We start from the raw sequence: 24,053 nt of genomic DNA on the forward strand, positions 1-24,053 counted from the left end.
GTTGCACACCACCGGGTTCCCGGACCGCGACCGGGTGATCGACTATTTACACGACCAACTGGTCGGTCCCGTAGACGGCGAGGACGAGGTCTTGTACGAGCGGGCTCCGCAGCATCGGTACCTGACCGCCGTGCTGTATCCGATGTCGCTCACCGTGCCCTCCGCCGATGGGAGCTTCCCAGCCGACGATGCCGAGGAAGTCGACGATCAAGCGGGAGCATTGCCCGAGGACGACGACGAGAACCCCATCACGCTGGCGGGACAAAGTCGGCCGAGTTCGGCTGGCATCAGCTTCATGACCGCGGAGCGGTCCGCCATTGTGGTGGAGGTGCGAGCTGGGCGGTACCTGGCCACCTCGGACGACGAGTGGCGACGCGAACCGCTGGACCTCGTGAGGGAAGAAGGGCTGCGATTTGAGCCTCCACCCTCCGGGGCGAGCAGGCGGACGGAGGTTTGGAACGGGGCGGCCAGCGTCGAGGTCATCTGGCGTCTGCATCCCGATGGCGTGATCGTTACCGTCGTCTTGGTCAACCGCAAGATGCAGGAGGAGCGCCGGGCGGTGAACCCAGAGGACTTGCTCTTCCAGGTCGACCTGCGCTGCTCGGCCGTCGAGGGCACCCTCATCCGCTATCCGGCACAGGCGCGGGCACATAGTGACGAAGAGGCGGAAGAACTCGAACTCCAGTACCGTGACGTGCCGGTGTACGCCGTCGGCCACGGGACGGCCGCCCTCTGGGACACGACCGGCGACCAGCCCTTGTGGGTCGGCACGTCGTTCCTACCCGTACACGTCGTGCCCGACGTCGACTTCGACCTCCCCGACGTGGCCGCCGCCGTCCGCCTGAACGGCCTCGCCGCGATCGCTACTGATCCTGAGCCCGTGTTCGCGGCCCTGACGGGCTTCGTCGAGCGGTACTCGGACTGGATCACGAAGACCTGGGACGCCGCAGTGGCGGACCTCGACCAGCGACTCCAAGCCGCCGCTCAGCGGTTGCGCGTCCGTGCCACAAGTGCCAGGGACCGCATGCTGAGCGGTCTCGACTTCCTGCGCGAGGACCAAGTTGCGCTCAAGGCGTTCGCGCTGGCCAACCGCGTGATGCTCATGCAGATGGCGCACAGTCAGCCGCACCTCGGCGGCTCGCCGCACGCTCCCTCGGAAGCACCGGACCCGGCAGTCGAATATGACTCGCTTGACTACGCTTGGCGACCGTTCCAGCTCGGCTTCCTGTTGATGACGGTGAAAGGAGTGGTCCAAGAGGGCGAAGATCGGGACTTGGTCGACCTGATCTGGTTCCCCACCGGTGGTGGCAAGACCGAGGCGTATCTCGGGCTCGCGGCGTTCACCATCCTCCACCGGCGCCTGACCAGGGGTGACGCGGGATTGGGCACGACGGTCATCACCAGGTATACCCTGCGGCTGCTCACCAGCCAGCAGTTTCAGCGCGCCGCGACCATGATTGCCGCCTGCGAGCGGGTGCGCCGGGACGACCCCGAGTACAGGGGACAGCTCGGCAGCCGTGCCGTGTCGATCGGCCTGTGGGTCGGCGGTGATAACAGCCCTAACAGCTTCGCGGAGGCCCGGCGACTGATCGCTCGGCTGCGGGACGGTGCAGCGAGCGACCAAGGCTTCCAGATCGAGTCCTGCCCGTGGTGCGGTACGAGGATCATGCCCGGCAGCCCAGCCGACGAGCAGCGATGGGGCATCTCGGCGACCAACAACTCCTTCCGCGTGCGGTGTGTGAACGACAAATGTCCATTCCGCACCGAGCTGCCCATGTCGTCCGTGGACGAAGACCTCTACTTGAACCCGCCCACCATGCTGGTCGGCACGGTCGACAAGTTCGCCCGCGCGGTCTGGAAAGAGGACACCGGCGTGTTCTTCGGCGCGGGTCCCTACCCGGGTCCGTCACTGATCATCCAAGATGAGTTCCATCTCATCTCAGGACCGCTCGGGACCATAGTCGGCCTCTACGAAGCGGCTTTCGATGTGCTGATGGCGCATCGGGGCAATAAGCCCAAGATCGTCGCCGCCACGGCCACCATCCGCAGGGCCGACGAGCAGACCAAGGGTGTCTTCGGGCGGCCTGTTGCGCTGTTCCCGCCAGCGGGTGTCGACGCGGCCGACTCGTACTTCGTGAGCACCGACCGCAAAGGACCCGGTCGTGCCTACATGGGAGTCATGCCACAGGGGCATACACCGCTCACCGCGCTCATCCACGTCGCCGCGGCGCAGTTGCAGGCACCGCTCGAAGTGGACCTGACGCCCGCGGCCAAGGACGCATACTCGACACTCGTCGTTTACCACAACAGTCTCCGTGAGCTGGGCAAGACGATCAACCTCGCTTCCGACGACATCCCGTCACGGTTGAAGGTGATCGCACAGGCCGAGGACCACGTGCGGCACCTCGACGACGACAACGTGGTCGAGCTGACCAGTAACGTGGCATCAGCACAGATCCCGCAACGCCTGGACCGGCTCAAGGAACCGCACGACGCTCCGAACGGCGTCGGCTTCCTGGCCAGCACCAACATGATCTCCGTGGGTGTCGACGTCGGCCGTCTCGGCGTCATGACCGTCGTTGGCCAGCCGAAGACGACCGCTGAATACATCCAGGCCACCAGCCGCGTGGGTCGGAACGCCGACCGCCCCGGCCTCGTGGTGACCGTGTACTCACCCTCCAAGCCGCGAGACCGGTCGCACTACGAGTCGTTCACTCCCTATCACGCGAGCCTTTACCGCTCGGTGGAGCCGAGTTCGGTGACTCCGTTCTCGGTACCAGCGCGCTTGCGTGCCCTTCACGCAGACTTGGTCGTCCTGGTGCGCCACGCGCTCGGTCTGTCGGGTGACCAGGAGGCCGCGTCATTCGACCCCGACGACGAGCGCTTCTCTGCGCTCCTCAAGAGGTTCCTCGGCCGCGTTGAACGAGCCGATGCAACCGAACTGGAGCGGGTCGAGGCTCACCTCAACGACCTCGTTGAGACGTGGGTGAAGCGGGCCGTGGATGCGGAGCAGGCTGGCGGTCTGCGCTACAGCCAGGGCGGGCGCGAGCGCCCCAGGCTGCTCAAGCGGTTCACCGACCAAGGGGACGGCTGGGCCACGCTCGACTCCATGCGCAGCGTGGACGTGGAGGTCCAAGTCGAAGTGAGGGGCACCCGGAAGTGACGATTCGCAAGGTTCGGCGTTCGCAAATCATCAGTCCTTTCGGCCCTGGAGCGATCATCGATCTCGTCGGCGAGTCGTTCGTGGTGGAGGACGCCGGGAAGTGGCGCGGCCCGCACGTGTCGATCGATTTTCCGCGCTTGGCCGCCTACCTGAAGGTGGATTCGCTCGCGGCACCGTCACCCCGCCGGCCCATCCCCTACTACCGCTTTCCCCAGTGGCTGTTCTGCCCAAGCTGTCGGCGCATGAGCCGGTGGTCGTACAGGAAAGAGGTCGCCAACACTGCCCCATCATGTGAACACTGTCCCGGCCGCAAGCAGCTCGTTCCAATGCGGTTCGTTGCGGTGTGCGCCAACGGACACCTGTCGGACGTCGACTGGGCCGCCTGGGCACACTCCGCGGATCGTCGCAACCGGAATCAGAACCAGTGCCAGCGGCCGGACCTGAAGTTCCTGAACAAGACCGGCGTCGGTGGTGGCCTCAACTCGCTCGTCGTGCGCTGCGGAACGTGCGGCGGTGAGAAGTCCTTGGACGGATTGACCACCAGGATCGGACTGAAGCAGATTGGCGGCAAATGCTCTGGCAGGCAGCCGTGGCAGGACTCGAGAGACGCCTCGGTCTGCTCCGAGCAAATGGTTGCGTTGCAACGTGGGGCCTCAAGCGTATATTTCCCCACGGTGGAGAGCGCGATCGACATTCCGCCGGAGTCGGCGTGGAGCACGATCAGCGACCCGCTAGCTGCAGTGATGAGGAGCAACGAGTTCAAGTTCCTGGTCGGCCAACCTAATTACAAGCTGGCCAAACAGATGATCGAGGTAGCAGCCGATGAGTACGGGCTCTCCGTCGCCGAGGTCGAGGCGGCCCTGGCTCGCGAGGCCGGTGATCCGCGCACTCCCATCGACGGTGGTCCGGAGAACATTCGCCCGGACGAGTGGGCGGCCCTGATCAACCCCCAGGAGGACCACGATCACCGAGACCGCTTCATCTCGCGCCGAGCCGATCGACCGCTGGGTGACGCTGGAGGGACGACAAGCGGCTGGCGGAAACCGATCGTAGATGTCGTACTGGTCGATCGCCTGCGCGAAGTTCGGGTGCTGACGCATTTCGAGCGCCACACGATGCAGGAGAAGGTGCCGTCGAACTTGAGTTCCGACGGCGATTTCCTGCCGGCGATCGAGGTATTCGGCGAGGGCTTTTTCCTCAGATTCGACGAAGAAGCCCTCGTCCGCTGGGAACGATCAGGCCCGGTGGTCGACCGATGTCGGAAGCTGTTGGAGCGGCACGAAAACAAGGGAGTCAAATGGCTTCCGGATCCGACACCGCGCTTGGTGCTCCTGCATACCTTCGCGCACCTGCTTCTGCGCAACACCGCCTTCGAAGCTGGCTACTCGACTTCCGCGTTGCGCGAGCGCCTATACGTAACGAAGAGCGGCAAAGGCCCCGCCATGGCGGGCGTATTGATTTACACCGCAGCTGGTGACTCGGAGGGCACTCTCGGCGGCCTCGTAAGGATGGGTGAGTCCCCCCGGTTGGGTCGGCTCCTCGACATGTCGATCACTTCGGCCCAGTGGTGCTCCTTCGACCCTGTGTGCGCGGACCACCCCGGTCAGGGACCGGACGGGCTGTCCCTGGCGGCGTGCCACGCGTGCTCGTTGACCCCGGAGACGAGCTGCGAGGTGATGAACAGGCTGCTTGACAGGCGTCTTCTGATCGACCCGGAGTTTGGGTTCTTCAAGGACCTGGCTGCGATGGTTAACGGTGTACCGGGGAACACGCTGTGAGTGCCGTGTTACGTGCCCCGCATCATGAAGCGCTGTGTCACACCGTGGTAGCCGCCGCGCCCGCAGTCGACCAAGCGGACCAGGCAGTCGCGGCCTACCGCCGCTTGCGGGGGCGCGGCAAGGAGCTTCACGTCATCACCAGGTCCAGCGTGCTGACGAGCCGCATCCGCACGATGATGCCGTTCGAGAGCCGTGGCGACACGGTGATGACCTACCACTCCTACTTCGCCAACATGTGGCGCGCAGTGCTGCGAGTCAGACAACCGGAGACGGAAGATTACGACTTCGATTTCTGGGAATTCAAGCGGCATCTCCGGGCCCGTTACGTCCGACCGCTAGACCAGCGACATGTCATCGTGGTCCAAGGGCAGCAGCTGCCGCCCGACTTCTACACGGTGCTCCGGCTACTGAGCATCGAGGCGACGGTATTCGTCGACCCCGTGCAGACGGTCGGCGACTCCGGTACGACACTGCACGGCCTCACCGCTCTTCTCGGTGTCGATGCCGCCACGACCTCGCACGACGTCGATGGCGGCACCGCGCAGATCGACCAGTTGCTAGAGCGCCTCGGCGATGGATCTTTCCTCACAGACGTCTCCCGCCATGAAGGTCCGCGGCCAGTGCTGGTGGATCATGAGGATGTCGACGAGGAGATCCGGTTTGTCGTAGAGCACGCGACGGCGCACCACGACCGGCGAATCGGCGTGCTGCTGCCGACTCGCGAATTGGTCCAAGCCTTCAAGGATGGGATCGGCGACCTGTTCGACGGAACGACGCAGTGGCACCTGTCCGGTGCAAGGGTCCCGCGGCACGCAGCGGTTACCGCATCCGACCCGGGAATCAAGGTTCTGACTTGGGTTAGCGCCGTGGGTATGCGGTTCGACCACGTCATGCTGGCGGGACTCGACCAGGTCGAGGACCGCTTCCGGCTCGAAAACGCGCTGCGGGTGCTCGGCCCGACGACGCACTCGGACTTGTTTCTCTCGTACTCCGGTGTGGGGCGGCCCACTGCTTTGAGCGGGCTCCCGTTCGCGTTGGTGGACGACCGCACGCGCAAGGCGGTCGGCGACGAGTGGGTGGAGGTGATATCCACTAGGTGCCTCCCAGTCTCTCCTTCCACGACAGAGCAGCTGCCCCCGCCCAGCCGCTCAGCCGTCGACAGTGCCCGCGCGGTGCTCGCTGCTCTAATGCGGAGCAAGGACCGCGCCAAACGCCTGCTGACGGCTGAGGAAGAGGTCGGGCTGGCGCAGTTGATGCGGCTTACCGGCGAAGATCTCGCGGAGGAACTGCCTAAGGGGTTTCGCTCAACGCTGCGCAGCGCTGACGTGCGGGCGAAGGCGTTCGACGCCATGGTGTTGCACAACACCGGCCTCGTGCGCTCCTGCATCACGAAGCACCTCGGTGCTGGTCTTGAGGACGAGGACCTGTACCAGCACGGGCTGTTGGGTCTGATGCGGGCGATCGAGAAGTGGGACGGTTCGCGAGGGCTGAAGTTCTCCACCTACGCGGTGAACTGGATCAACCAGCACATGGGCCGAGCAGTTCCCGACGAAGGCGCGATGATCCGGCTGCCGGTCCACAAGTACGAAGAAGTCCGCAAGGTTCGCACCATCCGGAACAACCTGCTCCTCCAGCAGGAAGACGCTCCAATCGCGGAGATCGCCAAACGCACCGGATTGTCTTGGGAGAAAGTGCTGGACTGCCTGCGGTTGTCCTTGGGTGTGATCAGCCTGGACGCACCCTTGGGCATGGATGGCGAGACCTCGTTCGCGGAACTGATCCCTGCTCCGCTCGACGACCATTCGAACCCCGACTACGTGGTAGACCGCGAACTCGGCGCCGAACTCGTGCGTGAAGCTTTGTCACTGCTGAAGGAGCGTGAAGCCGAAGTACTCAGGTTGAGGTTCGGCTTCAATGGTGGTGTCGACCTCACCCTGGATAAGATCGGCGAGCGCTTTTCGTTCACCCGCGAACGAGCGCGGCAGATCGAAAGCAAGGCGAAGGACAACCTGCGCGACAAGCTCGCGGACGTAGGTCTGGTGGCCGGTGGTGCAAATTCCGTTCGCATACCCTCACCGAAGCGTCCGACCTGTCGGGCGAACGGCATGCGTACACCGAAGCGTGAGAAGCGCCCGGCCAGCACGGAGATCGCCACGGGATCGGGACTCGTGGACCTGCTCGGCGCTGCAGACGGAGATAGTGCCGTGGGAACTCTGCTGATCGCCTTGGTGGACCGCGCGTTGGGATCCGGTGCCCGCCACGTCCGTATTAGGAGCGCGGGCTCTGGCACGAGCTGCAGACTTTCGCTAGTCCACGACGGCGCAGCCTTCGCCGGATATTCGTTGCTCTCGACGCTGTCCGAGGGACACGAGGTGTCGCGCGGGTCGGTAGCCCTCGGCATCGCCGCCTCCCTGTACGGTGAGATCACCACTTGGGAGTCGCATGCGTCCCCGGTTTGCTTGGTGCTCACCTCCGCCGTGGACACCGGAACTTGGTGGCTGCATCGCACTTCTCGGAGGCTCCCCGCGGGGCTGCTGGCCAAGGACAAGGTCGACCGCTGGTCGGTGGTGTTGCTCCGCATGCCACGTCCGCAAGTCGCGGGTGCACACTTCGGAACGATCCTCGACCGGTGCATCCGCGACTTGGGTGTGGTGTTCGGAGCGTTGTTGGAGCGCAATATTTGCCTGGAAGTCAATGGATGTGCGGTAACTGCGAGTGACCCGTTCTTGTGGTGCAATCCGGCCGGGCAGCACCTCGGGGAAGAGCGGGTAACCGGCGAAGGCTTCTCGGTGATCGCCAGTCCTCGCGTCCTACCTCACCCGGACCTCCTGCGTGCCGGAGAGGCGGACTCGGTCGGTGACCCGGTCGACTGGCGGGCCTCGCAGGGTTTCTACGTGCGATGCGACGGCCGATACTTCTCGCTCGGTGGGTGGCTCGGACTCGACGGCCTGGACATGGCGGAGAGCACCGCACTGGCCAGGGTCCTCGTCGAGGTGCCGTTCGCCCAGCGCTCCGCCTGGGGCGAAGATCGCCCCGGAGCCGCGGCCGTAGTGCCGGCACCGCTGCGGCCGAGGCTGGCCGCTCTTGCGCGCATAGCGCGCGCCAAGTCAGAGCTTGTAATCGAACAACACCGAACCAGGGGGACGACGTGACGGACGGCGAGCTCGCCGCCTTCGCAGCGGAGCTGCGGCGCAGGGTGGAGGACCGGGTCCAGGCGGAGCCGGAGCTAATGGCACGGGACGCCTTCGTAACCCTAATCGGCGAGCACCTGATCGACGATGGGGCGCTAGACGATCTGGACACCTGTTACTTGTTCATGCCCTGGCAGAGCCGTCGCATCGAGGTTGCGGGGTACGACATCACAGGAGACGGCACGATCCTGCACCTCGTCACGGCCGATCACGGCTTGGACGCTGAGCCCCTGAAACGTGAGCGGCTAACCCAGTTGGTCCGTCGCGCCGGCGCGTTCGCAGAGTTCTGCCGCAGCGGACTGCACGAGCAGCTTGAGCGGTCGAGCCCGCCTTACGACATGGTCGAGCACATCCACGGCGCGTGGCCCCAGTTGCAGATGATCAAGATTCTGGTCTTCACCGACGGGAAGAGCGGGTTGCGCCGAGCGGAAGAGTCCACCGTTGCTGGTCTCCCGACCCTTGTGAACGTGTGGGACGTCAACCGTCTCCACAAGCTGATCAGCTCGGGCGCCGACCAAGAGGACATTCTCATCGACGTCGCGAAGATGGGGTACGAAGTGCACTGTCTGGAGTCACCCGAGCAGGCCGACGGTTACCGATGCTTGATGGCGATGCTGCCGGGGAAGCTGCTCGCCGATCTGTACGACGAGCACCACAGCCGGCTGCTCCAGCGCAACGTGCGTGCGTACCTTCAAGCCAGGGGAAAGGTCAACAAGGGGATCGCGGAGACGATCAAGGAACAGCCCGGTCGATTCCTGGCCTACAACAACGGCGTATCCGCCACTGCTCGAGAAGCAGACCTCGAGCGGACATCGAGCGGACTGGTGCTGCGGACCCTGACCGAGCTGCAGATCGTCAACGGTGGGCAGACCACCGCCTCGTTGCACCACGCTGCGCGCAAGGGAATCGATCTGGCCCAAGTCATAGTGCCCGCGAAGATAACCTTGATCCCCGATGACCGGCTTGACAGCATGGTTCCGGAGATTTCCCGCTACGCGAACTCGCAGAACGCTGTCACCCCAGCCGACTTCGAGGGCAACAGCCGCTTCCATGTCGGGTTGGAGCGGTGGTCCCGCACCACCTGGGTGCCCTCTCTCGGGGTCGACGTCGAGCAGACTCGCTGGTACTACGAGCGCGTGCGCGGGCAGTACGACGTCGAGAAGAACAGGTTCACGACCGCCGCCACGCGACGCAAGTTCGACCGCGAGAACCCTGTGCGACAGCGATTCGGCAAGACGGACGCCGCCAAGTACGAGTTCGCCTACTCGCTGCGACCTGAAATCGTGTGTCAGGGCGCTGAGAAGTGCTTCCGAACGTGGACGTCGGACGAGGGCTTAGCCGAGCGCGAAGCGCCCGATGACGTGTACTTCCGCCATCTGGTCGCCAAGGCAATCGTGTTCCGCCAGGTCAGAGCGATTATCCAGAAGCAGAACTTCGGGGGGTACCTCGGCCAGACAGCTGCGCACAGCGTGTCGTTGATCGTACAAACGCTCGGCGGGCTCGATCTCGACCGGCTCTGGCGCGAACAGACGCTGCCCGAAGCGATCGTCGCGGCGGTACCCGAAGTTGCCAAGGCTGTGCGCCGGGTGCTCACCTCACCTCCGAGCGGCGGAAACGTCACCGAGTGGGCAAAGAAGACCGCCTGCTGGGACAGTGTCCGCGCGATAGGGTGGGTCCCTCCTGCCGACGTTCTCGTCGGTTAGGCGACTTCATCCCCGTTTCATTGTTAGCGCGTCGGGTCGGCCGAGCGGACCGGTCCCAGGAAGTGGCATGAGGAAATTGAGCACAACCAGATCTACGGTGGTGGAGGTCCCGCGCGGGTCCCTGTTCGTAGGACGGGAGGCGATGTGGCGGTCTACGCGGTGAAGCTCGAGCGCAGCGACTTGCTCCAGTTGCCGGCACACCCGGACGCGTGCACCGAGGAGACCTTCGAGCAATGGTGCGCCGAACGAGTGGCGAAAGGTGCCCGGCTTGCGGTCGACTTGTTCTCTGGTGGCGGCGGTTTGAGCCTGGGCTTGACCGACGCCGGGTGGACCGTCGCGGCGTCGGTCGACCACAACAAGTTCGCGTTGCAGACTCACCGGGCGAACTTCCCCGGACTCGCGTTCGACGTCGATTTGGGAGACCCGCAAAAGCGCGCCGCGCTGGTCAGGATGCTCAAGCGCGTCGAGATTGATCTCATCGCTGGCGGGCCACCGTGCCAGCCGTTCAGCAGGGCAGGGCGCAGCAAGATCCGCAGTCTGGTGGACGCGGGCGTGCGCGACGAGTTCGACGAACGCAAGGAACTGTGGCGAGCGTACGTCGATGTCGTGCTCAAGGTGAAGCCTCGCGCGGTGCTGATGGAAAACGTGCCTGACATGGCTCTGGGCGACGACTTCCACGTCGTGCGGCGGATCGTGAACATGCTGGAGGACGTCGGATACCGGACCAACCTCCGGCTGGTTGACGCCCGGCACTACGGCGTTCCCCAGCACCGCAAGCGGTTGATACTGCTAGCCCGCCTTGACAGCGACGCCTTCACCTGGCCTCGCCCAGGCAAAGAGGTGTTCGTACAGGACGCAATTCACGACCTACCTCGCCTCGGCCTCACGACTGGTCGTCGAGATCTGCCCTACTCACCTGACGGCGAGGTATCGGAGTTCGCGAAGGCGATGAGACGCGGCATCGGCGAGCAGAGAGTGTGGGATCACATGACCCGGCCGGTTCGCGAAGACGATCGTGAGATCTTCGCCTCGATGACGTCGAAGACCCTCTATGCGCACATCGATCCCAGCCTGCGCAGGTACACCGCAGAAACATTCGACGACAAGTACAAGCGGTTGGACTGGAAAGAGCTGAGCCGTTCCATCACCGCTCACATCGCGAAGGACGGCTACTGGTACATTCACCCGTCTGAGAACCGCACGCTCACCGTACGTGAGGCTGCCCGTATCCAAACATTCCCGGACCACTTCCGCTTCGCGGGCAGCCGCAGTCACGCGTTTCAGCAGATCGGCAATGCGGTGCCGCCGATGTTGGGAAAGGCGGCAGCTACCGCCTTGGTCCCGGTACCCGTCGCCGACAAGGCCCGGCAGAACCGGTGGCGCGTTCTCGCAACCCGCTTGGTCGCTTGGGCCGAGGATCGGCGTGCCGGGAACTACTGGTGCGTCCTCCCCGGAGATGAGCTGACCCCGCCCGTTGCCGCGGTCGTGGCGATGCTGGACCCGTCACCCGTCGAACTGACCGCCTACTCTGCTGGCCTCCGCGAGGTGGCCACGCGGGGGCGGATCACCAAGCGAGCGGTCGACCTCATCGAACGAGCGGTAGTCACGCGTGGAGCGGCTGCATCGGTCACACGCCTACGGCAGTTGCAGAACAACAGGAAGCTCTGGCTGCACCCCCAGGACATGCCGGAAGTCTTAGCGCTTCCGCCTGGGAAGACCGCACTCCTGAAGCTGCTAGCGGGCGACGACGTCCTGTTAACCAGTCAGCCGGCCATCCGTGTGTCGTCACGCGTACTAAACACCAGTTCGGAGCGGACGAACAGCCTCACCGACGGCAGGGTCGACATCTCCCGCTTGGTAGGAGGCGACTCCAGAGCGCCGCTGCGCATGGCCGCGTTGCGGCTGGTCGGCCAGCTTCATTGCCACAAGCGAGCACCGATGTGCGCGGGATGTCCACTGGCCCGCCAGTGTGCGACCGCCCGCGACAGTGAGTTATCGGACAGACTGTTCTGACCAGAATTGCAAATAATGCCGACAGCCGGAAGGATATCGCGATAGATCAGGAGGATCCATCTTCCTTGCAGTGCGGTAAATGGGTGGCGTCAGGCGAACCCGTCGGTTCCATTTCTCAGTCTGTGGCCAATAGATCGCCCTGTTCAGTGAGGAGTGGCCGTGTAGGCTGTCTTGACGTGTCGCCGACGTCCGCTTAGCGATGCCCGATGCTCAGTTTGCGACCGTAGACTGCCATGCCTGGTCCAAACCAGCGAGTTGTTGGCGGTGTCTCGCGCCTGGCGACCAAGATGGTCCCAGCCGAGCATCGCTTTGGCGCTTCAAGCTGCAGTTCAACGTCGAGCTTGCTGAGATGTGTGCCTACACGCAGCACCCGCACACTCCCGGCCCGGCGCTTTACTCGCGGTGGACTTCTTGCGGGAATTCCTGGCCTATTCGAGGGTTTCAAGCATATTGCGAAGCGTTTCGTCGGGAGCTGGCTCGGTGATATGAACGGGTGGCCTGTTCGTCGGGGGTGCCTCTCTGGCTTTCGGTGTCGGGGTTTCGGCCGAAATACCTGCCTGGGCCGCGGCCGTAGCGACGACGTACGCGGGACGCAGCTCTTCGGGCAAATCTTCTGGCTCGACAGACGACAAGACCTCCGCCAAATCCCACCAGTTGCCGTAACGGGCTGTGTATGCTTGCCGTGCCGGCTCGTCGAACAGCCACGCGCGGAGTTCGCCGTGCACAACATCGGTCATGTCCTCGTGGATCGTCCGCAGGCGCTCGGGTGCTCCCGGTACCTCCAGGTCGGTCAGCAGTTCTGCTAGCTCGATGAGGTCCGACCACAGATATCCGAGCTGGCCTTGCGCGCGCGACCTGTCGGCGATGGCCTCGTCGAGCAGTTTGGGCCCTAGCCGAAGGCGCTGCTCTGCTGGGACCAGCTCGGTTGCCGCGAGGTTGGCAGCGAGGGTGATGAGATGCCGCGATTCGCAGTCGCCGATTCGGACGGAATCCGCGTTCTCGATCTTGTCGGCGATGAACTCGGCCAAGCCCCGGGAGCCGATGACGATTGCGACTTTTAAGTAGTAGTCTAGGTCGCTCGTCCAGCTTCCGTCATCGTCTTCGTCGCCCCAGTCGTCGTCTCTAAGCGCCTCCTCGAAGGACCGTCTCTCGGTTTCGGCGTAGTCGCGAAGGAACAAGTCCGTCAGGTCGTCGACGCGGGTGCGTAACGTCTCCCGCAGAACGCTCTGGGAGCGCAGAGACGCGAGCGAGACCAGGTGGTGAAGACGTGAAGCGTCGATGATCGTCCCGAGCAGCTCGTCGAGGGAGACCAGCTTCGATTGGACACGGCTCAGCAGATAGTCACGAATAGACGAGTTGTGAAAGGTTGCAACGACGGGTGCGGGTTCGGATTCATGCTCGGTCGGGTCGAACCGGCGCGAGGTTTCGATCATCGAGCCGTCGAGGACTTTCACCGCGTCGTAGAACTGCCGGCGGTCGTCCGGCTGCCTGAGAGCGATGCGGTAGCTGCGCCAGGCGTCGTGGAGATCGTCGAGCTCCGTGTCCCGGCCGAAGGTGAACAGCACCTCGAGCAAGTGGACGGCGGAAGCATCAAGCTGCTGTTCTATGACGCGTGCCCAGATTCGCTCTGGGTTCTCGAAGTTGAGGAGCAGGGCCTCGGCCACCTCCGCGGTGCCGTCACGGCCAGCGAGGCGCAGGGTATTCGCGACGAGTCGGGGACTGAAGTTGCGGTGCCAGAGGAGATCGCGCCACTGCGAAGGGACGGCGAACTTTCTCTTCTCAGCGGCTGAGATTTCGGAGTAGTAGACGTGGTTGTACAGGATGCTGGCACGGATATCCACGCTGTAGGCGTCCATCCCGACATCGCACGTGAGCGGCTCGAGGTCGCCGTCGTCCAAAGTCTCGTGGCGATGCTTGGCCTCCCGCAGGATGTATTCGCGTGTGGTGAGGACCAGCAGTTTCCCCGGCGTCTCCCGGATCCGGCGAAGGACCCCGAGCAGCCGACGATCCTCGTTTTTTCCGAGGTGGTGGTCGAAGGCAATTTCGCCCAGGAAGTCGTCGTAGAAGAACAGCTGTGGGCTTTCGGGAAGCCACATTCTATCGATTTCGCTGATTTCCCGCGTCACGTCGACCACCTGGTAGCCTCTTCCCAGGTGGAGGCGGGCGAGCATCTTCGCGATCGTCGACTTGCCGATGCCCGGAATACCCGCCAGTAGGCAGACCGACTCTCGCTCGAGAAGCGCCCGGGCTATGTCGAAGGTGGGGGTCGGGACGAACGTCATCGCAGCGTCGTCGAGCTCGCTAACCAGGTCTTCCGAGCGGAGCAGCGCGTCTTGGTTCAGCACCGCATGCAGGACAGCGGCGCTGGTCAGCCACAGCCGAAGATGGCGCTGCACGAGTGCCGGGCGCTTGCGCAACTCCTCGGTGAGCTGCTCCGCGCCGTACAGGTCGCCAGTGCTGTGAACGTATGGGGCGAGGTCTTTAAGAAGGGTGTCCTTCGCGTCGACGGTCAATTCGACGCTCGTGGCGAGGATGTACCGTGCAGGCCGCAGTTCTGCGATCTTGGCCCGCTCCTTATCGCGCATGTGGGCGAGCAGCTTGACTCGGCCGCTGCGAGCCCAGTGCTTGCATTGGATCACCACGTCGCCGGCGTCACCGGTCATGTGCCGAAGGTCGATCCCTCGGTCGGCGCCGCGGGCTAAGATCTCGATCTTTAGACCCAGGATCTCCTCAAAAAGGTCCCGGCAGACCACTTCGAAGTCGTAGTCACTCAGCCGCCCCAGATCGAACGAATCCATCAGCCCATTCTGCCCGGCGCTCAACGGCGTCGCAGCGGCACCGTTAAGCGTGAGCCCGCAACGGCGAGGTGCCGTGGTCGGAGTCGCTGTTGAAGCCAGTCGTGACAGTCTTATCTGGTGCCAGAGTCGTGTTGCAGTCCGCGTCCATCGCGGTGACCCGGTCCGCCGTGATGGAGATAATCGCCGTCTCCGCTAGGTGAGACCGCTGGCTCGCGGATGACATCGAAGTCAGCGTCCGCGGGGTACCGACCTTTTTGGCCACGGCGACGTCTGCCGTGAAGCCGTCGCTCCGCTGCTCCTGGGGGCGCTCCGCCAGGCAGACGGCTCAGCCGGGTCGCGGAAGCTGAGCTCGACTCGCCGTCGAGCCTGCTCCGGCGACGTCCTGAATAGCTAACATGCCTGATCAGATCAGTATGAGCGTTGTGGTTAGCGTGCAAGATCGTCCTCGGACACTCTTTCGTAGCATTACTGCTACGTCTAACGTACAAGTGCTCTAAGGTACTTCAACATCCAGATGCGGCCTCTAGCCGGACCCCGCTGCGGCGGTCGTGGGCATGACCGGAACCGTCGTATCCCCCGGTCTGCGTCATCGACGGCCTGCTGCGCAACGACTCCGCCATCCGACTGGACGATCAGCGAGCGGCTGCGCCAGTGCGTCTACCGCCGCAGCCGGTTCCGACCTTCACGACGCCCGGCACCCGACCAGTTTCCTCCGGCAGGCCGCTCGGGTTTACGAGGCGGGCGGGTGCTCGGTCAGCCGGGCGCGGAGGGTGCCGGCGTCGGGGTGGTGCAGGTCGTCGAGGATGAGCAGAGCCCGCCGCCAGCACCGGTGCGCGGCATGGCTGTCGCCTGCGGCCTGGCGGGTGTCGCCGAGGCGGATGAGCGTGTTGGCTTGCGGATGGCGAACGCCCACCTTCTGATACAGGTCCAGTGCGGCGTGGTAGCAGGCGACGGCTATCTTGGGCTCGCCGAGGTGATGATGGATGCAGCCGAGGCTGTCCCAGGTGTCCGCCTCGCCGTGCATGTTTCCGGCTGTTTGCTGTAGTTCAAGGGCTTTCGTGCAGTAGCGCAGGGCTTCGGCGTGCCGGCCGAGTTTGGTCTGCATCCAGCCGATCCCGTTCAGCGCGTCGGCCTGGCCTGCTCGGTGCCCTGCCGCTCCGAACAACTCGTAGGCGATCCTGTCGCTCTCGATCGCTTCCTGGTAGTCACCCTGCAGATACGCCACGATGCCGAGAACGGTGTGATCGCGTGCCTGGCCGAGCGGGTCGCCGAGCGACTCGTCCGCTTCGAGCGCGCGGACCGCGCTGGACCGCGCATCCGGAAAGCGGCCGAGCTGGACGTAGGCCCGGCCGAGTTCGCGCAGAGACCGGGCCTGCCCATCCGGGTCGCCCGCACGTTCGGCCGCGGCGGTCGCGACGAGCTGAGCGGCGACCGTCTGAGTCCAGTGTCCGGCGCGTATGCAGAAATCGGCCACGCTGCAGGCGAACTGCCACGCGTGCAGGTCGAAACCGGCGTCGGCGGCGCGGGCGACGACGCCGGGAAACACCGGTCTCTCGGCGGCGAACCACTGCCGTGCCTGCTCGCTGTCGACGAGTTCGCCGACCACTGCACCGGGCTGGGGCGCGGCCAGAGACAGCCGGTCGTTGAACGGGTTGAGCAGCAGCGCTGCGGCGTGCGCGGTGTGGAGGTAGTGATCGAGCATGCGGCGCAGGGCGGCGTGGCGCGCCTGCTCGGTCTCGTCCTGATGTGCCGTTTCCGCCGAATACGCGCGCAGCAGGTCGTGGCAGGCGAACCGGCCGGTGCCGGTTTCGGCGAGCAGCTGTGCTCCGGCCAGCTCGGACAGGGCCAGCCGGGCTTGATCGAGTCCGGTTCCGGCGAGGCTGGCGACGGCCAGCAGCGAGATGTCCGGGCCGGGATGCAGGCTCAGCAGCCGGAACATGCGCGCCGCCGCGGCGCTCAGCGTCCGGTACGACCAGGAGAACACGGCGCTGAGGTCGACGCAGGCGTCGCCGATGTCCATGGCCCGCAGGCGATCGCGGGCCTCGCGCAACTGGCCGGCCAGTTCGGTCAGCGACAAAGTCGCGGCGAGGGTCGCCTGTGCGGCGACGATGCTCAACCCCAGCGGCAGATGCGCGGACAGCTCGATCAGGTCGTCGACCGCCTGCGGTTCGGCGGCCAGGCACTCCGGGCCCAGCCTGTTCGCCAGGAGGTCCCGGGCTTCGGCAGTGGTCATCAGATCCACGGACACGGCGTGCGCGCGCTCGCCGGCGATCAGACCGCCGAGCCGGTCGCGGCTGGTGACGACAGTCAGGCATTCCGCCGAGCCCGGCAGCAACGGCCGGACCTGACCGGCGTCGCGGGCATTGTCCAGCACCACGAGCATCCGGCGACCGGCCAGCTCGGATCGGTAGAGCGCCGATCGGTCCGCGAGACCGGCAGGGATCCGTTCGGCGGGCACCCCGAGGGCGCCGAGGAAACTTCCGATCGCGTCGGCGGGCGCGACCGGCTCGCCGCTGGGGTCGAAGCCTCGGAGGTTGACGTAGAGCTGCCCGTCGGGAAACCGGTCCGCGGCCTGGTGCGACCAGTGCACGGCGAGAGCTGTTTTGCCCACGCCCGCAGTGCCGGTGATCGCCGCGATCGCGACACTGTCCTGCCGGTCCAGCAACCCAGCGAGTTCTTTGAGCTGGTCCGCGCGGCCGGTGAAGCGCGACACCGCGCCCGGCAGCTGTCTCGGCACGGCAGCTGCCGCTGGGCGGGCGGCGGCCAGCGGTGCTGGCACGGGAAGCGGGATCGGCGCGGCGAGGGTCGCATCGTTGCGCAGGATAGCCACGTGCAATTGCTGTAGTTCCGCGCCGGGCTCCAGCGCGAGATCGTCGGCCAGCCGCTCGCGGGTGCGTTGATAGACCTCCAGCGCTTCGGCGGTGCGCCCCGACCGATGCAGAGCCGACATGAGCTGCCCGACCAGCCGTTCCCGCAGCGGATGCGCGGCAACCAACGCGGTCAGCTCCGCCACCAGACCCGCGTGCTCACCGGCGATCAGCTCCCAGCCGACCGCCTCTTCGAGCGAGGCAAGCCGGTCTTCCTCCAGCCGCCTCGCCTGCGCCGCCAGGCACGGAGTCACTCCGCTCAGCGCTGGCCCCCGCCACAGTCGAAGCGCCGCCCGCGCCGCTGCTGCCGCGCCGGCGGGATCCGCGGCCGAGAGTCGCCGGGCGCCCGCGAGCGACGAGGCGAAAACACCAGCGTCGACCTGATCCGGCTCGGCGTTCAGGGCGTACCCGCTCGAACAGGTGGCGATCGCGTCTCCGAGCGCGCCGCGCAACCGGCACACCAGCTTGATCACCTGACGCCGTGCCGACGACGGCGGCTCCTCATCCCACACCGCGTCGACAAGCGCGCTGACCGACACCGTGCGCCCCGGGCACAACGCCAGCGCGGCCAGCACGCAACACTGGTGACGACTCGAGATCGCCAGCCGTTCCGGTCCGCGCCAGACCTCCACCGGCCCCAGCAGCCGGAACTCCAAACGATCGGCAACACCCAACGGTCCCCCTCGCTGCGCCCACCCAACCTTCCGCCGTCCGCCTGCACCGGCAAATCGCTCCGGCGCCGGCGGCGACGCCTGCCCCTCTGGCTGGAACCCGGTCGTGTGCCGTCCGAGCCGACGGCAGTCGGATCTGCTGCTGTCGGCTGGGCAACGCACGAGATGATGCTTCTCCGTCGCGGCAGCCGCGGCGACCCGCCACGACGCCCCTTACGTCGTTCCGCTCAACATACTGAATTTCGACCTCATCTCCCCACCGCCATCACGATGCTACTGCTCGACGACCCGCAGGCAGGTCCTGGAATCATCGAACGTGCAGGAACTGCAATGCCAGATCGATTGGAGGCACCGGCACTGCCCCAGGCCACCGTGGTACTCGCTGCGCCGGACAACGTGAATCGCACGCCACGCTCGTGAACTGTCTCGTGAATGTTTTTCCTGTGCCGCTTCCGCGTCGTCTCGACAAGTTGCATGTTCTATGACTGCTTGCCGAGGGAAACACGCGCACGCTCCTCTCGCTGAGACTGAGGCCGCTGAGCAGTCCGTCGCAACAGGCGCGTCAGAGCCTTCTGCGGCAGTCACCGGTGCTTGTCCAGTGCGGACGGGTTGTTTTGTGCCAGCACGCCGACGCGCTGCGCTCCTGCGGCCAGGCCCTCGAACTGCATCGGGCGGTCGGCAGCAGGCACGGCGAGGCCGACACCTGGGACAGCCTCGCTGTCGCCCACCACAACCTCGGCGAGCACCGGCGGGCCGTCGCCTGCTACCACAACGCACTGGACTTGCACGAGAAGTTGGGCGCTGCCCATCCTCCACGACCTGCACCACCCCCGACGCCGACGTTCTCCGCGCACGACTGGCCGGGCACCCACCGACCCCGTAGACCCGCGCCTACCCGACAGAGCCCGTCGGGTACCGAACGGGTACCGAGCACCGACAGGCTGACAGTTGTCGGCCGACATCGGGTCGGTCGTTTTCACAACAGGGGTGGATTCCCTAAGCCGGTACACAGTGGCAGGGGCTCTCTGCCGAGATGCTGGATCAGCATGGCCCGTTACAGATTCAGAACCGCGATTATGGCGATCGCCGCCGCGTTCCTCGCGATGTTCGCGAGCACCGCGGCGGGTGCCCATTCACGCCCCCGAAAGGAGTAGTCGTTATCCTCGCATGCCGCTGAACTGCGTCTTTGGCCAAAGAAAGTCCATAGCGCATATGGCCGTTTCATTCGTTTGACCTGATTAAATCGCGGAAAAATTGACCACGCGATACCTGTCCCTGCTTGGGTGCAACGCTCTGCCCTGGGCACATGCCTGGACGCAGACCCCTGAATGGATATATCTGACTCACCGGAGGAGCTTCATGCGATTCAACAGGATCAGCAAGCGCGCCACGGCTGCTGTGATCGCCGTGGCGGCGATGATCGGGATCGGGGTCGGGACCGCGACCTCGGCCCAGGCCGCCGAGGGCAGCTGGACGTTCAGTCACGGTGGTTGTGCGGCGATCGAGGAGGTCATTCTCGGAAGCGACTACCACGACTACATGGGGATCCAGCCGACGCAGAACAACGGCTCCTGCCTGTTCGGCGTCTTCAACCTGAAGACCTGGAGCTGGATGGGCGGCGGCCCGAGCTCCAGCTCGAACTTCCAGGGGTGGTTCTACGACGGTCCCGGCCAGAGCCTGCAGGCGTGCCTGATCGACACAGCCAGCAACAACACCTGGGCATGCGGCCCGGCCAACTGAGCAAGGCGCAGTGAGCGAGGTGGGAGCGGGCCCTTCCGGGTCCGCTCCCAGCGACTGCCGTGGGACCTGACGCGAGGGCATGACGCGAACCCACCACCCGGCTGTGCCCGGGCGATGACGCCCACCAGGCACTCGAGGCACGTCATGAACCTGCTCGACGCGCTAGCCCCCCATACCGAATCCGGCTCGAACGCCCCATCGACAACAAGACCACGACTCGCAAGTGACAGAAACCGTGATCGAGTGACAGCTATCTCGATCCGTCACAGCAGGTCTGTGACTACAAGCGATAGTTGTCACCGGACACAGTCTGCGAACTGGGCGACCAGTGCCGATTACAAGCGGTATCTGTCACAAAAGACAGACGCTAATTGTCATCTCACGCGGCGTGGCGCGGGGTCGAGTGTGCGGCTCGGGTCCAAGACGCCCGCGTGACGACGACCGCGTCCGAACGAAACACTGGGTCCAACGCTCCACTGTGGTCTCATTTCTGCGAGTGGACGGATCTCGCGATCGCTGACACCGACTTCGCCGAGGCTCGCGAGCAACTGAACCTGGCGGCGGATTGGCCTCGACGCTGGACCGCTGCCGTGCGAATCGCGTGCAGCGCCGTTCCCCTGCAGCATGCTGGCGCTGGTGATCGGTCACTGCAATTTCCACTCAGGGGCGTTCCCGATCCCTTGCGCCCGGTCCAGTGCAAGGCAGTCTTTCTTCGACTCGGGTCCGAGGTACGGCCACATCTCGCGGAGCATGTCGTTGCGCTCGGCTCCGGCCATGTTCTGCACGTTGTCGAGCAGGAACATCCTCACCTGGAACCGAGCTTCCTCGTCGCCGGCCTTTTCCGCAGTGCGGAGGACGTGCTCGATGCAGCCGAACGTCCGATGGCGGGTGTCTTCGTCGGACTGGTCCCACGTCTGCACGATCGTGTTGGCGATCGTCGCGACCCGTTGGGACAGGCGGGTGCGAGGGGGCAGCTTCGGACGGCGGCGACGGCGTGCGGTGTCCTCGTCGAGCGGTTCCCAGGTGGGGTCGCGGTAGGGCGGCTCGTCCCAGTACGCCAGGAGGTCCCGGTCCGCCGCGGCGAGTTCCGGGGCGGACCCGAGCAGCCCGGGCAGCCATGCGGGCTCGAGGTCTGCCGGCGTCCCCGGCTCGTCGTGGTCGGTCATCACCTGATCGCATCCTTCATGTCGCGCAAAGTGTTCTCTGCCACCTGGCTAGCATGATTGATCACGTGACCGTTCTTGGCCAGCCAGTCCCCGAAGGCGGGGATCAGCGTCCGGATCTTCTCGGCATGGTCGGCATAGTCCCGCCTGGCGGACGCAAGATCGTCCTGGGCCTTCTTGTCGATGGAAACCGCGTTCGTCTTAATAGAGTGATGCGAAGTCGTATCACGGAGAACATCCGCGGAATCGAACGATTCGGGCTCGGCGATCACGCGACGCACCGAAAGTTCAGCTCCATCGGCGGCTTCGTCAACCACATCTCAGGCTTGCTCGCATTCGCAGCCGATGTCGAGCCCGCTTGGTCCGCTCAACACCGACGGCGATGGCTCGACGCACTGCAAGCCAACAACTGGCTGGACCCCGTATCTCAGCAAGTATCAGTCGAGTAGGGCCACGTTGTGTTAAGTCGATCGAGCACATCTGCAGCTGCGCTGCACGTTCCAGTTAAAAAGCATGCCTTCTCCGCCACTAAACCAGCGTGAGCCATGTGGATAGCGAGCAAATCGCCCCTCGGACACCAAAACTGGTGGGATTTCCCAAGGCTCGCAGCAGCCGATCACCCAGCACAAGAGTGGTCGGCTGTCCTCGTTGAGCAGTCTGTTCCCGGCGTCGGGCGGGTGGTCGGCATGATCGCTGCCGTCCCGCCGCTCATCCCAGGAGTCGAGCGGCACTCTCGCTCCCCTGGCACCCGCTGTCGAACAACCCCCGCTGCGGACTGTCACAACCCCGTTCGCCACGATCGATGAGCAGGGCCTTTCCGCCGCAGGAACGTGATTCTCCTGCGGAGAAACCGAAGTACCAGCGGAGCTCGGATTGCCGGAACGCGGCGGACGGCGGTCCCGCCGGTGTGTCCGGCAGGACCGCCTCTACCGGTTTACTCGCCGCGGGTGGCGGCGAGGTTTTCCCGGAAGAACGGGACCGCTTCGGCGACTGCGCGGTCGACGTACTTCGGCACGTCGTAGAAGTCCATGTGCGCGCCGCCCTCGACCACGACGAGCTTTTTCGGGCTGCGGGCGCGGCCGTACAGTTCGGCGGACATCCACAGCGAACCGGCGTCGCTGCCCGCGACCACCAGGAGCGGCTGCTGCAGCAGGTCCTCGACCATGTGGAACGCGTCGAAGGTGAAGATCCTTGACACGCTCTTGGTGAACAGGAACTTGTTCTTCGCGTTCGGGTGCTGAGCGCGCGGGGTCAGGTAGTACTCGCTCGCCTCGACCATGTCGCGCGGGGTGTTCTCGTCCGGCTCGGCCGGCACGTAAGGCAGGTACGCCGCCTCGGCGCCCTTAGCCTCAGCCGTGCGCTGCTGCGCCACGGCCTGCAGCGTGGGGACAGCGGCCGCGTCGGAGTCGGTGCCGTACCAGTTGCGGCGGAACGACGTGCCGATGTTCACCGCGCTGACCGTGGTGAGGGCCTTGATCCGGTAGTCCGTCAACGCGGCGTTGACCAGGTAGCCGCCGCCGGCGCAGACGCCGAGGCCGCCGATCTGCTCGGCGTCGACATAGCCGAGGGTCTGCAGGTAGTCGACCGCCGCCCGGACGTCGTCCACGCGCGCGGCCGGGTCCTCGAGGTGGTGCGGCTCGCCGCCGCTGTCGCCCTGGAACGAGGCGTCGAACGCGAGCGTGACGAAGCCCTGCTCGGCCAGTTTCTCCGCGTACAGGCCCGCGGTCTGCTCCTTCACGCCGCCGCCCGGGTGCACGGTCACGACCGCCGGGTAGCTGCCCTTGGGGTCGAAACCGTCCGGCAGGTACAGGTTTCCCGCCATGGTGATCGAGTCGTTCGGGAAGGTAACTGCCTCCACAGACGTCACTGCACTCACTCCTTGCACGTCTTCGGTGTCCCGAACCAGGCGGCCCGGGCTGCTGATACCCACTCTGCGGCGGTTCGCGCGGGCGTGGCAGATGCCGCTTGTCGGGGGTACCGGCAGCCCCTCCTTCCGCGGGCGCTCCGCGTTTACCCTCGAGGCATGGAGATCGCCAACGACCTCAGGGAATTCCTGATGACCCGCCGCGCGAAAATCACGCCTGAGCAGGCGGGAATCATCGCGGGCGGGCGGCGGCGGGTCAGCGGGTTGCGCCGCGAGGAAGTCGCCCGGCTCGCCGGAGTCAGCACTGAGTACTACGTGCAGATCGAACGCGGCCGCGTGTCCGGAGTCTCCGACGAGGTCCTGCACGCGATCGCCACCGCGCTGCAGCTGGACGACACCGAAACCACGCACCTGTTCGACCTCGCGCGCGCCGCCGGGAAACGGTCCGGCCCCGGCCGCACCGTCCGGCAGCCGGTGCCGGAGGGGGTGCAAGCGCTGATCGACACGATGGTCAACGCCCCCGCGATCGTCCAGAACGGACACCTCGACGTGGTCGCGGCGAACGCGCTCGGCCGTGCCCTCTACGGCGTCGTCTACGAGCGCGCCCCGCACCCGCCGAACCTCGCCCGGTTCATCTTCCTCGACGACCGCGCCGAAGAGGTCTTCCCGGACTGGAAGAAGGCAGCCGACGACGCGGTGGCCCTGCTGCACGTCGAAGCGGCCCGCGCACCGTATTCGAAAGCGGTCACCGGGCTCATCGGAGATCTCGCGACCCGTAGCGAAGCGTTCCGCACCCGGTGGGCGGCGCACGACGTGAAGGCGCACCGGCGGGGGACGAAACTGTTCCGCCACCCGGTCGTCGGCGAGCTGACGCTGCGGTTCGAAGGACTGCAGGTCGCCTCCGCGCCCGGCCTCACCCTGATCGGCTACACCGCCGAACCCGGCTCCCCTTCGGCCGACGCGCTGCAGTTGCTGTCCAGTTGGACGGCGAGCGAGGCAGCCGGACCGGAGGTGCGCTCCGCGGAGTATGAGACAGCGGACGACGACCGCCGGGCTCAAGCCTAGCGAACTGGTCGTCCCGTTCCGCGGTCCAGCTCGCGCA

At 65.4% G+C, this 24,053-nt stretch carries 13 protein-coding genes; 7 read left to right on the top strand and 6 right to left on the bottom strand.

Features of this window, described 5'->3' with window-relative positions; all coding sequences use genetic code 11:
* The first annotated feature begins 1 nt into the window (after position 1).
* The 5 genes from AB5I40_RS06210 to AB5I40_RS06230 all read left to right on the top strand — a co-directional run bounded on the left by AB5I40_RS06210 (position 2) and on the right by AB5I40_RS06230 (position 11,848).
* Complete coding sequence (locus tag AB5I40_RS06210; protein WP_370937455.1) at positions 2-3,163, top strand: helicase-related protein; 3,162 nt, start codon at positions 2-4, stop codon at positions 3,161-3,163.
* Positions 3,160-4,941, top strand: a complete 1,782-nt coding sequence (drmB, locus tag AB5I40_RS06215; RefSeq protein ID WP_370937456.1) for a DrmB family protein — start codon at positions 3,160-3,162, stop codon at positions 4,939-4,941. Before AB5I40_RS06210 ends, drmB begins: the two co-directional genes overlap by 4 nt.
* The gene (locus tag AB5I40_RS06220) at positions 4,938-8,093 is read left to right on the top strand and encodes an RNA polymerase sigma factor RpoD/SigA (RefSeq protein WP_370937457.1); all 3,156 of its coding nucleotides are present in this window, start codon (positions 4,938-4,940) and stop codon (positions 8,091-8,093) included. The genes drmB and AB5I40_RS06220 overlap by 4 nt, the downstream gene beginning before the upstream one ends.
* The gene (locus AB5I40_RS06225; protein ID WP_344273770.1) at positions 8,090-9,835 is read left to right on the top strand and encodes an AIPR family protein; all 1,746 of its coding nucleotides are present in this window, start codon (positions 8,090-8,092) and stop codon (positions 9,833-9,835) included. Before AB5I40_RS06220 ends, AB5I40_RS06225 begins: the two co-directional genes overlap by 4 nt.
* Before the next feature lie 144 nt (positions 9,836-9,979).
* A complete protein-coding gene (locus AB5I40_RS06230) occupies positions 9,980-11,848 on the top strand; it encodes a DNA cytosine methyltransferase (protein WP_370937458.1) in 1,869 nt (622 codons plus the stop codon).
* Positions 11,849-12,276: 428 nt separating this feature from the next.
* On the opposite strand, the gene AB5I40_RS06235 is transcribed toward AB5I40_RS06230, so the two are convergent.
* From AB5I40_RS06235 to AB5I40_RS06245, 3 genes are all read right to left on the bottom strand, one after another.
* Entirely contained in the window at positions 12,277-14,646 is a 2,370-nt protein-coding gene (locus AB5I40_RS06235; RefSeq protein ID WP_370937459.1) for a restriction endonuclease, read from the bottom strand.
* 730 nt (positions 14,647-15,376) lie between these two features.
* Entirely contained in the window at positions 15,377-18,187 is a 2,811-nt protein-coding gene (locus tag AB5I40_RS06240) for a BTAD domain-containing putative transcriptional regulator (RefSeq protein ID WP_370937460.1), read from the bottom strand.
* Positions 18,188-18,765: 578 nt separating this feature from the next.
* Positions 18,766-18,993: a hypothetical protein gene (locus AB5I40_RS06245; protein WP_370937461.1), complete on the bottom strand. Its 228-nt coding sequence runs from the start codon at positions 18,991-18,993 to the stop codon at positions 18,766-18,768.
* A gap of 550 nt (positions 18,994-19,543) precedes the next feature.
* Between AB5I40_RS06245 and AB5I40_RS06250 the strand changes: the two genes are divergently transcribed.
* Positions 19,544-19,924, top strand: coding sequence for a hypothetical protein (locus tag AB5I40_RS06250; protein ID WP_370937462.1), 381 nt, complete (start codon positions 19,544-19,546; stop codon positions 19,922-19,924).
* 644 nt (positions 19,925-20,568) lie between these two features.
* Here the strand turns inward: AB5I40_RS06250 and AB5I40_RS06255 are convergent.
* The 3 genes from AB5I40_RS06255 to AB5I40_RS06265 form a co-directional block, all read right to left on the bottom strand.
* Complete coding sequence (locus tag AB5I40_RS06255; protein WP_370937463.1) at positions 20,569-21,090, bottom strand: hypothetical protein; 522 nt, start codon at positions 21,088-21,090, stop codon at positions 20,569-20,571.
* Positions 21,090-21,404, bottom strand: coding sequence for a hypothetical protein (locus AB5I40_RS06260; protein WP_370937464.1), 315 nt, complete (start codon positions 21,402-21,404; stop codon positions 21,090-21,092). Before AB5I40_RS06260 ends, AB5I40_RS06255 begins: the two co-directional genes overlap by 1 nt.
* A 617-nt stretch (positions 21,405-22,021) precedes the next feature.
* A complete protein-coding gene (locus tag AB5I40_RS06265) occupies positions 22,022-22,954 on the bottom strand; it encodes an alpha/beta hydrolase (RefSeq protein ID WP_370937465.1) in 933 nt (310 codons plus the stop codon).
* A gap of 156 nt (positions 22,955-23,110) precedes the next feature.
* Here AB5I40_RS06265 and AB5I40_RS06270 point away from each other — a divergent pair, with 156 nt between their 5' ends.
* Positions 23,111-24,016: a helix-turn-helix domain-containing protein gene (locus AB5I40_RS06270; RefSeq protein ID WP_370937466.1), complete on the top strand. Its 906-nt coding sequence runs from the start codon at positions 23,111-23,113 to the stop codon at positions 24,014-24,016.
* Positions 24,017-24,053: the final 37 nt, after the last annotated feature.

The sequence above is a fragment of the Amycolatopsis sp. cg13 genome, assembly GCF_041346965.1.
Classification (GTDB): domain Bacteria; phylum Actinomycetota; class Actinomycetes; order Mycobacteriales; family Pseudonocardiaceae; genus Amycolatopsis.

Excerpts from the sequence above, each read along its gene's own strand:
- AB5I40_RS06235 (WP_370937459.1), bottom strand. The coding sequence starts at position 14,646 with ATGGATTCGTTCGATCTGGGGCGGCTGAGTGACTACGACTTCGAAGTG.
- AB5I40_RS06245 (WP_370937461.1), bottom strand. The coding sequence starts at position 18,993 with ATGGGCAGCGCCCAACTTCTCGTGCAAGTCCAGTGCGTTGTGGTAGCA.
- AB5I40_RS06250 (WP_370937462.1), top strand. The coding sequence starts at position 19,544 with ATGCGATTCAACAGGATCAGCAAGCGCGCCACGGCTGCTGTGATCGCC.
- AB5I40_RS06255 (WP_370937463.1), bottom strand. The coding sequence starts at position 21,090 with ATGACCGACCACGACGAGCCGGGGACGCCGGCAGACCTCGAGCCCGCA.
- AB5I40_RS06270 (WP_370937466.1), top strand. The coding sequence starts at position 23,111 with ATGGAGATCGCCAACGACCTCAGGGAATTCCTGATGACCCGCCGCGCG.